Origin of the sequence: Citrobacter sp. wls615, assembly GCF_005281355.1 — a bacterium.
GTDB lineage: Bacteria > Pseudomonadota > Gammaproteobacteria > Enterobacterales > Enterobacteriaceae > Citrobacter > Citrobacter werkmanii.
Genome location: NZ_SZXM01000023.1, coordinates 23243 through 37030, shown reverse-complemented (window position 1 = coordinate 37030; position 13788 = coordinate 23243). Strand labels below are relative to the sequence as shown.

The following is a 13788-nucleotide window of genomic DNA, read 5'->3' as shown; positions in this document are numbered from 1 at the left end:
TTTTTGCTATGCGCAAAATTCAACGATTCAGAATCTGCTTGCCTGATGCGCTTCGCTTATCAGGCCTACAGGCAACACCGCACGCGTAGGCCGGATAAGACGTTAGTCGCCATCCGGCACAGTCATCATACCGTTAACGCTGCCACCAGTTTCTCCAGTGCTGGCGTCGCCTGCTGCTGGTCATACACAATATACAAATCTGCCGGAATACGTTCCTCTAACGGACGGAACACCACACCCGGCCAGCTCATTTGCGCATAACTGTCTGCAATCAACGTAATTCCAACCCCCATACTGATCATCGCCAACACCGTTTGCGGCTCCTTCACCTCGCGAATAATCATTGGCGAAAATCCGGCGCTTTGGCAAACGCGCTGTAAAAATGCCCAGTCGGTATGAATGGACGGCATCGTGACAAAATATTCGTTCCGCAATGCTTCCAAGGGTATCGCGGCAAGTTCAGCCAGGGGATGCTCTTCTGGCATCGCCACCAGGAAAGAGGATTCATGCAAACGCAGGCTGGTGAATCCAGGCGAAGGTTCTGTCGCCATCCGCCAAATTCCCGCATCCAGTTCACGTCGTTCCAGCATCGTCATCTGCATTGCAGGCATATTCTCGCGAAACAGCACTTCAACATTAGGGTTATCTTTTAAGAAACGCCGCATTACTGGACGCATTTTTCCCCACATCGCCGTACCGATAACACCGAGCTCAATCCGCCCTGCGTCTCCGCGACCAATCTGCTCCACTCGCGCCAGCGCCTGATTCGCACTGGATAGCAATCGGCGCGACTCTTCCATCAAAATTTTTCCGGCGTGAGTTAAGGCTACACTGCGAGAATGTCGGATAAATAGCAAAGTGCCGAGCTGTTGTTCCAGCTCTTTAATATGCGTACTGAGCGGTGGTTGCGACATATTCAGGCGAGCAGCAGCGCGTCCAAAATGCAGTTCTTCTGCGACAGCAAGAAAATAACGCAGTAACTTCAGATCGATACGGTGCGTGCGTTCCATGGATAGTGCGCTCCTGAGGACAAAGGATAATGCGCAAAGTTACCACATCGCAGCGCAGAACATGAAACAGCGGGGGTCAGGACCCCGCCGCTAATGTCACGTTAATGTGCCAGTGATTTCTGCACCCGCCGTTCAGGGTCATGTTTATATTTGAAGAACAACGCAAAGATAACCGCAAGTGCTAACGCATACGCGGCAAACACCAGCCAGATGGTTTGCCAATCCTTAACGCCATCGACAGAGAAGTAATCTACCGCCATCCCGCTCAGGATTGAACCCACCCAAGCGCCCACGCCGTTGACCATCGTCATAAATAGCCCCTGCGCACTGGCGCGAATGTTAGAACTCACTTCCTGCTCTACAAACACCGATCCTGAAATATTGAAGAAATCAAACGCGCAACCGTAGACAATCATCGACATCAGCAGCATAACAAAGCCGAGCGGGGACGGATCGCCAAAGGCAAAAAAACCAAAGCGCAGCGTCCACGCCAGCATGCTCATTAGCATTACCGTTTTAATACCAAAGCGTTTGAGGAAGAACGGGATGGTGAGGATAAAGCCCACTTCCGCCATCTGCGAAACTGAAAGCAGGATAGAGGGATACTTCACCACAAAACTGTCGGCAAACTCAGGATTACGGGCAAAATCATGCAGGAACGGATTGCCAAAAACATTAGTGATTTGCAGTACCGCCCCCAACATCATCGCAAACAAAAAGAAGATAGCCATGCGTGGATTTTTAAACAAAACAAAAGCATCCAGCCCAAGCTTGCTGGCAAGCGTTGTGTTCGCTTTCTTCTCTGCAACCGGTATTTTCGGCAACGTCAACGCATACAGCGCCAGCAATAACGATGCGCCAGAAGCGATATACAGTTGCGCACTGCTCAGCTCCAGTCCCATCAGGCTCACCGTCCACATGGCCACAATAAACCCTATAGTGCCAAACACGCGAATGGGGGGGAAAGCGGTGACCGGATCCTGACCCGATTGTGCGAGGCATGAGTATGAGACGCTGTTCGATAACGCAATCGTCGGCATATATGCCATCGCGTTAACCAACATCACCCAAAACATCGTCTGCGGATCGGTAACGGTGGTGGCGTATAGCAACACCCCCGCGCAGACCAGATGACAAAGCATATAGGCGCGTTCGGCACGCAGCCATTTATCGGCGATGATCCCCATAATGCCCGGCATGATTATCGCTGCCAACCCTTTCGAACTGTAGACCATACCCACATTCGCGCCGGTAAAATCAAGGGTATTAATCATGTAAGAACCCAGGGTGACCAGCCAGCTTCCCCAGATGAAATATTGCAAAAACGACATGAGCTTTAAGCGAGATGCGATACCCATTTTCCCGTTCCTTGCCAAAAAAGTAAGACCCCGCAAGCGGGGTCATTTTCTAATTATTCAGGCCAGTTTGCGCAAAAAGCCGCAGATCAGATTGATAAAATTCTGCCGTGAGAGTTCCGCTGCCGCCAGCGTCTGCGCGTGAGATAATTTCACATCACCCAACCCTTCAGCCAGGTTAGTAATAGCTGCAACCGCAACCACTTTCAGACCGCAGTGGCGGGCAGAGATAACTTCAGGCACCACCGACATCCCCACCACATCGCCACCAATGATTTGCATCATGCGGATTTCTGCCGCGGTTTCAAAGTTTGGTCCCGGATAAGAGACAAATACGCCTTCGCTCAGCGGGAAACCTTCTTCTGCGGCCACGGTTTGCAGGATTGCACGATAGTCAGCATCATAGGCATTCGCCAGCGAAAAGAATCGCTCGCCAAAACGCTCATCGTTAAGTCCCACCATCGGTGTACCAGGCATCGTATTGATGTGATCGCTAAGCGCAACCAGACTACCCGGCCCAACTTCAGGGCGGAGGGAACCTGCGGCATTAGTACAAAATAACAGTTCACAGCCCAGCAGCTTCAGTGTGCGAATGGCATCGGTCATCACCGTCATACCGCGCCCTTCATAAAAATGCCCGCGACCTTTCATACAGGCCACCGGTACGCCCGCCAGATTTCCCAGCACAAGTTCACCGGCATGACCATGAACGGTACTCACCGGGAATCCCGGCAGTTTCTCGTAGGAGATAGCCACCGCATCCTCAATTTGATCCGCCAACGCGCCCAGACCAGAACCAAGGATAAAGGCGACACGCGGCGTGAAATCCGGCTTGTAACCACGAATAATATCGGCGCTGTACCATGGGTTTTGCGAGAAAAGGGAGTGGCTCATGAGATGTCCTTAATACTGAGTAATCGAAAATGACGTAGCGTACTGCACTGTTATAGCGAGACTACGCAATCGATTACCAATACCGTTTATCCCGACAAGCGATAGCAAATCAGTATCGATGAGGTGCGCTAAATCAGCTTGAAATCACATTATTTTCGAGCCAGAAATGGCATAGGAATACAGATACATGAAGGTTTGGGATTTTAATGATTAAACTCCACTCTGCCGTATTGTCGCTGAAGTTCTGTTCGCTGATGCCGATACTCATGTTTTATGGCACGAGGAATCCGTATGACAACTATCAACGTTTCCACCCCAACTGTTCAAAGCAGTAGCGGCGGTGGAAAAGCATCAGCCGGGAATGACATCTCCGCACAGATTGCACAAATCACCCAAAAGATAACCAAGCTAACCCAGCAGCTCAAAGATATCCCCAATAGCAGTGGCAGTGTTGAGCAGAAACGCGAGCAGCAAGAGCTTATTCAGACTCAAATCAAGATGTTACAAGCACAGCTGGCTCAATTGTTGCGCCAGCAGGCCGAGGAGTCACAGCAAAAGCAAAGCGCCGATCAAAGAAAAGCTGAGGGCGTCAACAATGCTACCGGCCAACATCAGGTCGATATTTATATCTGATACAACGGATCTCGGGCACGACCGGCGGTTAATTCACTGGCCTGCATCCGCACTACGTCCCACAGCGCCTGGGCTGCGGTCGATAAAGAACGATTTTTACGTCGTGCCAGCATCAATTGTCGTTCCACAACCGGCGTCAGGCGTTTTACCTGCAAATGGCTGCCCTGTGGCAGAGGAAGCGCCAGCGCGGGCAGTACGCTGATACCAATGCCCGCCTCTACCATCGGAAACAACGTAGCCGGGTGACCAATCTCCTGAACAATATTGGCATCAATCGAAAAGTGGGCCAGCGCCGCATCGATCAGCGGTCGACTGCCGGAAGCGTAATCCTGGAGCACCAAACGTTCATGATAGAGATCCTGCCAGTTTACCCATTCCCGCTGGGCTAACGGATGATCCTGCCGACACAGCAACAGGAAAGGTTCGGACAGTACGGCTTCACACTGCAGATCGGTCACAGCACCAGGATCAATCACAATGCCAAAATCGACTTCTCCCTGGCGAATGCTTTCCAGCACCCACTGCTGTGGCCTGTCGTGCAGCACAAAATCGATCGCAGGATAAAGCTGATTACTCTGGGCAATACACTGTGGAATCAGGTGCGCGGAGATCGTCTGGCTGGCGGCAACGCGCACCGTTCCGGTTAACTGCGTCCCCACCTGGCCTGCTTCACGCAGGGTGCTGTGCAGTTCATCCAGAATACGCTCCAGTCGTGCCGCCAACTGATGCCCGGCTTCTGTCAGTACCACTTCTCGCGTTGTTCTATCTAATAATCGGACGCCCGTCTGCCCTTCCAGCTCTTTAACGCTATGGCTGACTGCCGACTGGCTTAAGCCAATGATATCCCCCGCCCGGCTAAAACTTTTGGCCTGAGCGACGGTAACAAAGATACGGAGCTGACGCAGAGAGTAATTCATCTATTCGATTCATATATGGATGCAATAAATCAATTTTATTTCTCAAACGGAAAAACGCAAAATGTTCATACCGAATTTCAGGAGCTTTTATGAAACTTTTTCGTATTCTTGATCCGTTCACGATAACGTTAATTACCGTCGTTTTACTGGCCTCCTTTTTCCCGGCTGAGGGCGGTTTTGTCCCTTTTTTTGAAGGCTTAACCACCGCCGCCATTGCCCTGCTGTTTTTTATGCACGGGGCAAAGCTGTCGCGTGAGGCCATTATTGCTGGCGGTAGCCACTGGCGTTTGCATCTGTGGGTCATGTGCAGCACTTTCGTCGTCTTCCCGGTATTGGGTGTTCTGTTCGCGTGGTGGGCACCGGTCAATGTTGACCCGATGCTGTATTCCGGTTTCCTGTATCTGTGTATTTTGCCGGCCACGGTGCAGTCGGCCATCGCCTTTACATCGCTGGCCGGAGGTAACGTCGCCGCCGCCGTGTGCTCCGCTTCGGCCTCCAGCCTGCTGGGTATTTTCCTTTCACCGCTGCTGGTAGGCCTGGTGATGAACATGCACGGCGCAGAAGGCAGCCTGGAGCAGGTGGGGAAAATTATGCTGCAACTGCTGCTGCCATTCGTGCTGGGACATCTTTCGCGTCCATGGATTGGTGACTGGGTATCACGACATAAAAAATGGATCGCCAAAACGGACCAATCCTCCATTTTACTGGTGGTGTACTCCGCCTTTAGCGAAGCCGTCGTTAACGGGATCTGGCACAAAGTAGGAATTGGCTCACTGCTTTTTATCAGCGTGGTCAGCATCGTTCTGCTGGCAATTGTGATTGGCATAAACGTCTTTGTTGCCCGGAAATGCGGCTTCAATAAAGCCGATGAAATCACCATTGTCTTCTGCGGTTCGAAAAAGAGCCTGGCGAATGGGATCCCAATGGCAAATATTCTGTTCCCGACTTCGGTGATTGGCATGATGGTGCTGCCGTTGATGATCTTCCATCAAATTCAGCTGATGGTCTGCGCCGTATTGGCCCGGCGCTACAAGCAACAGACGGACGCATTGCAGGCGCAGCAAAAAAGCCCCGCCGCAAAAGCTTAAAGCGGGCGTTTCAGGGGCTGCACCAGTTGCGTCAGCCCCTCAGTTTTAATCAGCAGCGTGATTTGCATCAGCTCGCCCAGTTTACCCGGCGGGAATTCATCCTTACGGGCAAACCACAGCAGATACTCTTCCGGGACATCAATCAGCCGACGCCCCTTATATTTGCCAAAGGGCATCACGGTGTTGGCGATTTCAACCAGTTGCTCTTTTTCCATCTCAGGCACCCAGTAAGCGGATCATTTCAGCTTCATCAATCACGCTAATACCGAGTTCCTGCGCTTTTGCCAGTTTCGAACCCGCCGCTTCGCCGGCAATAACCAGATCGGTTTTCTTCGACACGCTACCGGCCACTTTCGCGCCCAGTTCGGTCAACCGTGCTTTGGCGTCATCACGCGACATCAGGCTCAGGCTTCCGGTCAGTACCACCGTTTTGCCCGCGAAGGGGCTGTCGATTTCCTCAGCGTTGATAACCACTGGCGCGGGCCAGTGAATGCCCTGCGCCAGTAACTGGCCTATCACCTCGCGGTTGCTCTCTTCGGCAAAGAAATTAAACACGTGCGTCGCCACCACAATGCCGACATCCGGCACTTTTTGCAGCTCGTCAATAGAGGCCGCTTCCAGCGCTTCAAGCGTGCCGAAATACGCCGCCAGACCTGCGGCTGTGGCCTCGCCGACTTCACGAATGCCCAGCGCGTAGAGGAAACGGGCAAACGTCGTTTCTTTCGCTTTTTCCAGCGCATTCACCACGTTTTGCGCCGACTTCGGCCCCATCCGATCGAGTCCGGTCAGCTTGCCTGCCGTCAAGGTGAAGAGATCTGCTGGCGTATGGACATACTCTTTCTCGACCAGTTGATCGATAATTTTGTCGCCCATACCGTCAACATCGAGCGCGCGGCGGGAAACAAAGTGTTTCAATGACTCCTTACGCTGTGCCCCGCAAATCAGGCCGCCGGTACAGCGAGCGACCGCTTCGCCTTCCACACGTTCAACATCCGACCCACACACCGGACAATGCTGTGGAAACACGATTTCACGCGTATCTTCCGGGCGCTCGGAAAGCACCACGTTGACGACCTGCGGGATCACATCGCCCGCCCGGCGAATAACGACTTTATCGCCAATACGCAACCCCAGACGATCGATTTCATCGGCATTATGCAGAGTGGCGTTACTGACCAGAACCCCGGCAACCTGAACCGGCTCAAGACGAGCGACGGGCGTAATCGCCCCGGTACGTCCGACCTGGAACTCCACATCGCGTACAAAGGTCATCTGCTCCTGCGCCGGGAACTTAAAGGCCACCGCCCAGCGCGGCGCGCGAGCGACAAAGCCCAGTTGCTCCTGCAACGCCATGGAGTTGACTTTAATCACCACACCGTCAATATCGAAGCCCAACATCGGTCGGTCTTCTTCAACCTTGTGATAGTAAGCGAGTACTTCCTCCGGCGAGTCACACAGCGCTACCCTGTCGCTTACCGGCAGCCCCCACTCTTTAAATTGCAGCAGACGGCCGAGGTGAGTATCAGGCAGCACGCCGCCTTCCAGCACACCAACGCCATAGCAGAAGAAAGTAAGCGGTCGCTTCGCCGTGATACGTGGATCAAGCTGACGTAATGACCCGGCTGCCGCGTTGCGCGGGTTAGCAAACACTTTATTGCCAGTGCGGCGGGCTTCTTCATTAATTTTTTCAAATCCGGCCTGTGGCAGGAACACTTCCCCGCGCACTTCCAGACGTGCGGGAATATTTTCGCCACGCAGTTTTAACGGGATCGCGCGGATAGTGCGCACGTTAGAGGTAATGTCCTCCCCCGTGGTGCCATCACCGCGCGTTGCGGCGCTGACCAGCACGCCGTTTTCATACAGGATACTGACCGCCAGGCCGTCCAGTTTCAGTTCACAGCACCAGGTCAGCTTATCGGTGCTCTTCAGTCGGTCCTGCACGCGCTTGTTGAAGGCGAGAAAACTCTCCTCATCAAACACGTTATCCAGCGACAGCATCGGTACTTCATGGCGAATCTGGCTGAACGCCGACAACGGAGCGGCGCCAACGCGTTGGGTTGGCGAGTCGGGGGTAACAAGGTCCGGATGCAGCGCTTCCAGCTCGCGCAGTTCGCGCATCAGGCGATCATATTCCGCATCGGGAATTTCCGGCGCGTCCATCACATGGTAGAGATACTCATGATGGCGAAGCGTGGTTCGCAGTTCTGTCAGTTGTTGTTCGATTGATTCCATATCGCACCATCAATGATAAAAAACCCCCGACAGGCGGGGGTTTAGCAAGGAGATGTCACGCCAGAAGTAAATCAGGCGTGAGATTCTTTAACTTCGCGGATGCGGTCCTGATATTCGCGCAGTTTCTGCGGCGTCATCATACGACGTTGATCGTCGAGCACCACACCGCCAACTTCATCAGCAATGTGCTGCGCGGACTGCAGCATCAGCTTAAAGTTTTGCAGCTCGTCGCCATAGGACGGAACCTGCATAAAAATAGTCACGCCAGGCGTGCTGAAGTCGCCCGTCATCTCCGGGTCAAACGTCCCAGGATTAACCATGTTGGCAAGACTAAACAGAGACGGGCCGCTGCCATCCGGGCTCAAATGACGATGGAAAATATTCATATCGCCAAATTTAAAACCGGCTTGCTGAATGCTGTTAAGCAGCACATCACCGTTGAGCTCGCTACCATGGTGTGCCGCGACGTTCATAATGATGACGGCTTCTTTACGCTGCGGTTTTTCTGCAACAGGCGCTTCTTCAACGACCGGCTCAGGCTGCGGTTGATGTTCAACGACAGGCTCTGCTGGCTGGAAGGTTTGTGGCGCAGGTTGCGGAGCCTGCTGCACCGGCTGTTGCACCTGAGGGGCAACGGGCTGATGCTGCACCGGCTGTTGCACCGGTTGCGGCTGAACAGGCTGATGTTGCACCGGCTGTTGCGGTTGAACAGGCTGAGGCGGCTGCTGAACATGCGGCGGCGGTACCGGCGCTTGTGCAGGCTGCTGCGCGGTTGGACGCGGCTGAGCAGACGCATAAGGCGGCTGGTACTGGTGTTGCGGCGACTGAGGAGGAACACCATGTTCCTGCGCGTTACCGGGAGCATGATTCACACGATGAACGCGAACTTCGCCCACGCCTTCGTCTTCCTCGACGTTGTCGTCGAACGAATCCTCGTCTTCACGTTTAGACTTCATGCGTTTCAGTGGGCGATCGCGGAATATAGAAGACCGCTCTTTACGGCTAGTCCAAAAACCATGTACCAGTAAAGCGATTATGGCGATCGCGCCAACAATGATTAATATCAGACGCAAATCCTGCATCATTATATTCTCTGTTGTTCTAACACCTTGCCACCACGGCAAACATTTACTCACTAAGAGTATTTGTCGATTACGCCAAGTGCAAGTGCACTCTTGGCTTTCACGGCATAAAGATGAACAAAATTGTGCTTTTTGCTGTTTTTTCGAACATTTCCGAACAGCTTAACGCTCAACAACCCGGTAAGATACGCCAGGTTTACCAGAGCTTATATAACAAGGAGTATGTCCTTACCATGGTTTCATCATCTGCAGTTGTACCTCGCAGCGGCCTTTATTACTTTTCTCAGGGATGGAAGCTCATCTCCCAACCGGGCATTCGTCGTTTTGTTATTCTGCCTTTGCTGGTGAATATCCTGTTGATGGGCGGCGCATTCTGGTGGTTATTTAGCCAACTCGATAGCTGGATCCCCGCATTGATGAGCCACGTTCCAGACTGGCTGCAGTGGCTCAGCTATTTGCTGTGGCCAATTGTCACTATTTCCGTACTGTTAGTGTTCGGCTACCTGTTCTCCACCGTTGCCAACTGGATTGCCGCACCGTTTAACGGTTTACTGGCAGAACAACTTGAAGCGCGCTTAACGGGCGCAACGCCACCCGACACTGGCGTTCTCGGCATCATGAAAGACGTTCCACGCATTATGAAGCGTGAATGGCAAAAGCTGGCGTGGTATCTCCCGCGCGCTTTTGTATTGCTGATCCTCTATTTTATTCCCGGCATTGGACAGACCGTCGCCCCGGTGCTGTGGTTCCTGTTCAGCGCGTGGATGCTGGCCATTCAGTACTGTGATTATCCGTTTGATAACCACAAGGTGCCTTTTAAGGAGATGCGCGTCGCGCTGCGCACGCGTAAGGTGACCAATATGCAGTTTGGTGCGTTGACCAGTCTGTTCACCATGATCCCGGTACTCAATCTGTTCATTATGCCGGTTGCGGTTTGTGGCGCCACGGCGATGTGGGTAGACTGCTATCGTGCTAAGCACGCGTTATGGAAGTAATGCAAAAATGTGTAAAAGCGGGCTGGCTTATGCCCGCTCTTATTCCATACTGCAAGGCATTATTTCCCATCAGCATATAGATATGCGATTTCCTTACTTCCCCATACTTTCTCAACAGGTATGCTGAAGCGGTATCCCAATTTCATACAGTTAAGGACAGGCCATGAGTAAGATTTTTGAAGACAACTCGCTGACTATCGGTCATACGCCGCTGGTTCGACTGAACCGTATCGGTAACGGACGCATTCTGGCGAAGGTGGAATCACGTAACCCGAGCTTTAGCGTTAAATGCCGTATCGGTGCCAATATGATTTGGGATGCCGAAAAACGTGGGGTGCTGAAACCGGGCGTTGAGCTGGTTGAACCGACCAGCGGTAATACCGGGATTGCCCTGGCCTACGTTGCCGCCGCCCGTGGTTACAAACTGACTCTGACCATGCCGGAAACCATGAGCATTGAGCGCCGCAAGCTGTTAAAAGCGCTGGGCGCGAATCTGGTGCTGACCGAAGGCGCAAAAGGGATGAAGGGCGCGATCCAAAAAGCGGAAGAAATTGTGGCCAGCGATCCGGAAAAATTCCTGCTGCTGCAGCAGTTCAGCAACCCGGCCAACCCGGAAATCCACGAAAAAACCACCGGGCCGGAAATCTGGGAAGATACCGATGGCCAGGTTGATGTCTTTATTTCCGGCGTCGGCACCGGCGGTACGCTGACTGGCGTGACCCGTTACATTAAAGGCACCAAAGGTAAAACGGACCTGATCACCGTCGCGGTAGAACCGACCGACTCCCCTGTCATCACCCAAGCCCTGGCGGGTGAAGAACTCAAACCGGGTCCGCATAAAATTCAGGGTATCGGGGCAGGCTTCATTCCAGGTAACCTTGATCTGAAGCTTATCGATAAAGTCGTTACCATCACCAATGATGAAGCTATCTCTACCGCACGTCGCCTGATGGAAGAAGAAGGTATTCTGGCGGGGATCTCTTCCGGTGCTGCGGTTGCTGCCGCGCTCAAGCTCCAGGAAGATGAAACCTTTACCAATAAGAATATAGTGGTTATTCTACCGTCATCGGGTGAGCGTTATCTGAGCACTGCACTGTTTGCCGATCTCTTCACTGAGAAAGAACTGCAACAGTAATGCCAGCATGTTAAAAACGCGTAAAAAAGCACCCTTTTGGGTGCTTTTTTGTGGCCTACTTCAAAGTTTCAACTCTCCTGGCATTGATTCAACCCGCCGGAACTGGTATTTAACCAAGCTAATTATTTTGATGCGCGAAATTAATCGTTACAGGAAAAGCGTTAGCTGAATCGATTTTATGATTTGGTTCAACTCTTCCTTTCGCTGCATAATGTTTAATGACGAACGAAACGTCAGCGGCAAGAAGTTGCCAACAACGGATTGTACCGAACTCCTTTTGTGTCGCGTCCAGTTTACGCCGATGCTAACAATACAGGCTAAAGTTGAACCGCCAGGCTAGACTTTAGTTCCACAACACTAAACCTATAAGTTGGGGAAATATAATGTTCCAGCAAGAAGTTACCATTACCGCTCCGAACGGTCTGCATACTCGCCCTGCTGCTCAGTTTGTTAAAGAAGCAAAAGGTTTTACTTCTGAAATTACTGTGACTTCCAACGGCAAAAGCGCTAGCGCCAAAAGCCTGTTTAAACTGCAGACTCTGGGCCTGACTCAGGGTACCGTTGTAACCCTGTCCGCAGAAGGTGAAGACGAGCAGAAAGCAGTTGAGCATCTGGTAAAACTGATGGCTGAACTCGAGTAAGTTCAACGAGTTCTTTTAAATATCAGTCACAAGTAAGGTAGGGTTATGATTTCAGGCATTTTAGCATCCCCGGGTATCGCTTTCGGCAAAGCATTGCTGCTGAAAGAAGACGAAATCGTCATTGACCGGAAAAAAATTTCTGCCGACAAGGTTGATCAGGAAGTTGAACGTTTTCTGAGCGGTCGTGCCAAGGCATCTGCGCAACTGGAAGCGATCAAAACCAAAGCTGGTGAAACGTTCGGTGAAGAAAAAGAAGCCATCTTTGAAGGGCATATCATGCTGCTCGAAGATGAGGAGCTGGAGCAGGAAATCATAGCCCTGATTAAAGATAAGCACATGACGGCTGATGCAGCTGCGCATGAAGTTATCGAAGGTCAGGCCACAGCCCTGGAAGAGCTGGATGATGAATACCTGAAAGAACGTGCGGCTGACGTACGTGACATCGGTAAACGCCTGCTGCGTAACATTCTGGGTCTGGCAATTATTGACCTGAGCGCTATCCAGGAAGAAGTTATCCTGGTTGCCGCAGACCTGACCCCGTCTGAAACCGCACAGCTGAACCTGAACAAGGTGCTGGGTTTCATCACTGACGCGGGTGGACGTACTTCCCACACCTCCATCATGGCGCGTTCTCTGGAACTACCTGCCATCGTTGGTACGGGTAGCGTCACCTCTCAGGTGAAAAACGATGATTATCTGATTCTGGATGCCGTAAACAACCAGGTTTACGTCAATCCGACCAACGACGTTATTGAGCAACTGCGTGCCGTTCAGGAGCAGGTTGCGACCGAGAAAGCGGAACTCGCAAAGCTGAAAGATCTGCCGGCTATCACGCTGGACGGACATCAGGTTGAAGTTTGCGCCAACATCGGTACCGTTCGTGACGTTGAAGGCGCTGAGCGTAACGGCGCTGAAGGTGTGGGTCTGTACCGCACCGAATTCCTGTTCATGGACCGTGAATCGCTGCCGACTGAAGAAGAACAGTTCGCTGCGTATAAAGCCGTGGCTGAAGCCTGTGGCTCTCAGGCGGTCATCGTCCGTACCATGGACATCGGCGGCGATAAAGAGCTGCCGTACATGAACTTCCCGAAAGAAGAGAACCCGTTCCTGGGCTGGCGCGCCGTGCGTATCGCCATGGATCGTAAAGAGATCCTGCGTGACCAGGTTCGCGCTATCCTGCGCGCCTCTGCTTTCGGTAAACTGCGCATCATGTTCCCAATGATCATCTCTGTTGAAGAAGTGCGTGCACTGCGCAAAGAGATTGAAATCTACAAACAGGAACTGCGCGACGAAGGTAAAGCATTTGACGAAAGCATTGAGATTGGCGTGATGGTGGAAACACCAGCAGCGGCAACAATTGCGCGTCATTTAGCCAAAGAAGTTGATTTCTTTAGTATCGGCACCAATGATTTAACGCAGTACACCTTGGCAGTTGACCGTGGTAATGATATGATTTCACACCTTTACCAACCGATGTCGCCATCTGTGCTGACGCTGATCAAGCAAGTTATTGATGCTTCTCATGCTGAAGGCAAATGGACTGGCATGTGTGGTGAGCTTGCAGGCGACGAACGTGCTACACTTCTGTTGCTGGGGATGGGTCTGGACGAATTCTCTATGAGCGCCATTTCTATCCCGCGCATTAAGAAGATTATCCGTAACACGAACTTCGAAGATGCGAAGGTGTTAGCAGAGCAGGCTCTTGCTCAACCGACAACGGACGAGTTAATGACGCTGGTTAACAAGTTCATTGAAGAAAAAACAATCTGCTAATCCACGAGATGCGGCCCAATTTACTGCTTAGGA

The 13788-nt window shown here is 52.1% G+C and carries 13 protein-coding genes; 6 read left to right on the top strand and 7 right to left on the bottom strand.

All coding sequences use genetic code 11. The features are described from left to right. Positions 1–125: 125 nt before the first annotated feature. The 3 genes from FDX04_RS07175 to xapA form a co-directional block, all read right to left on the bottom strand. Positions 126–1010, bottom strand: a complete 885-nt coding sequence (locus FDX04_RS07175; RefSeq protein ID WP_137360912.1) for a LysR family transcriptional regulator — start codon at positions 1008–1010, stop codon at positions 126–128. A 101-nt stretch (positions 1011–1111) separates the two neighbouring features. Continuing rightward, positions 1112–2368: a nucleoside permease gene (locus FDX04_RS07170; protein WP_137360911.1), complete on the bottom strand. Its 1257-nt coding sequence runs from the start codon at positions 2366–2368 to the stop codon at positions 1112–1114. A gap of 57 nt (positions 2369–2425) precedes the next feature. Continuing rightward, positions 2426–3259, bottom strand: a complete 834-nt coding sequence (gene xapA / locus FDX04_RS07165; RefSeq protein WP_137360910.1) for a xanthosine phosphorylase — start codon at positions 3257–3259, stop codon at positions 2426–2428. A gap of 291 nt (positions 3260–3550) precedes the next feature. On the opposite strand from xapA, the gene FDX04_RS07160 reads away from it, so the two are divergent. Further along, positions 3551–3892, top strand: a complete 342-nt coding sequence (locus FDX04_RS07160; protein WP_137360909.1) for a FlxA-like family protein — start codon at positions 3551–3553, stop codon at positions 3890–3892. Here the strand turns inward: FDX04_RS07160 and FDX04_RS07155 are convergent. Next, positions 3883–4809 carry a LysR family transcriptional regulator gene (locus FDX04_RS07155; protein WP_042306952.1) on the bottom strand — a complete coding sequence of 309 codons (927 nt, stop codon included), beginning with the start codon at positions 4807–4809 and terminating at the stop codon, positions 3883–3885. The genes FDX04_RS07160 and FDX04_RS07155 overlap by 10 nt on opposite strands. 89 nt (positions 4810–4898) lie before the next feature. On the opposite strand from FDX04_RS07155, the gene FDX04_RS07150 reads away from it, so the two are divergent. Continuing rightward, positions 4899–5897, top strand: a complete 999-nt coding sequence (locus tag FDX04_RS07150) for a bile acid:sodium symporter family protein (RefSeq protein WP_137360908.1) — start codon at positions 4899–4901, stop codon at positions 5895–5897. Here the strand turns inward: FDX04_RS07150 and FDX04_RS07145 are convergent. The 3 genes from FDX04_RS07145 to zipA form a co-directional block, all read right to left on the bottom strand. Next, positions 5894–6112, bottom strand: a complete 219-nt coding sequence (locus FDX04_RS07145) for a DUF3820 family protein (protein ID WP_003038102.1) — start codon at positions 6110–6112, stop codon at positions 5894–5896. The genes FDX04_RS07150 and FDX04_RS07145 overlap by 4 nt on opposite strands. Before the next feature lies 1 nt (position 6113). After that, entirely contained in the window at positions 6114–8129 is a 2016-nt protein-coding gene (ligA, locus tag FDX04_RS07140; protein WP_137360907.1) for an NAD-dependent DNA ligase LigA, read from the bottom strand. Between the two features lie 71 nt (positions 8130–8200). Then, entirely contained in the window at positions 8201–9214 is a 1014-nt protein-coding gene (zipA, locus tag FDX04_RS07135; protein ID WP_061382159.1) for a cell division protein ZipA, read from the bottom strand. A 230-nt stretch (positions 9215–9444) separates the two neighbouring features. Between zipA and cysZ the strand changes: the two genes are divergently transcribed. The 4 genes from cysZ to ptsI all read left to right on the top strand — a co-directional run bounded on the left by cysZ (position 9445) and on the right by ptsI (position 13755). After that, complete coding sequence (gene cysZ / locus FDX04_RS07130) at positions 9445–10206, top strand: sulfate transporter CysZ (protein WP_069324501.1); 762 nt, start codon at positions 9445–9447, stop codon at positions 10204–10206. A gap of 163 nt (positions 10207–10369) precedes the next feature. Then, complete coding sequence (cysK, locus tag FDX04_RS07125; RefSeq protein WP_038642476.1) at positions 10370–11341, top strand: cysteine synthase A; 972 nt, start codon at positions 10370–10372, stop codon at positions 11339–11341. A 383-nt stretch (positions 11342–11724) separates the two neighbouring features. Beyond that, positions 11725–11982 (top strand): phosphocarrier protein Hpr, encoded by a 258-nt coding sequence (gene ptsH / locus FDX04_RS07120; RefSeq protein WP_002913505.1) that lies wholly within the window; start codon positions 11725–11727, stop codon positions 11980–11982. Between the two features lie 45 nt (positions 11983–12027). Further along, positions 12028–13755 (top strand): phosphoenolpyruvate-protein phosphotransferase PtsI, encoded by a 1728-nt coding sequence (gene ptsI, locus FDX04_RS07115; RefSeq protein WP_003038080.1) that lies wholly within the window; start codon positions 12028–12030, stop codon positions 13753–13755. Positions 13756–13788: the final 33 nt, after the last annotated feature.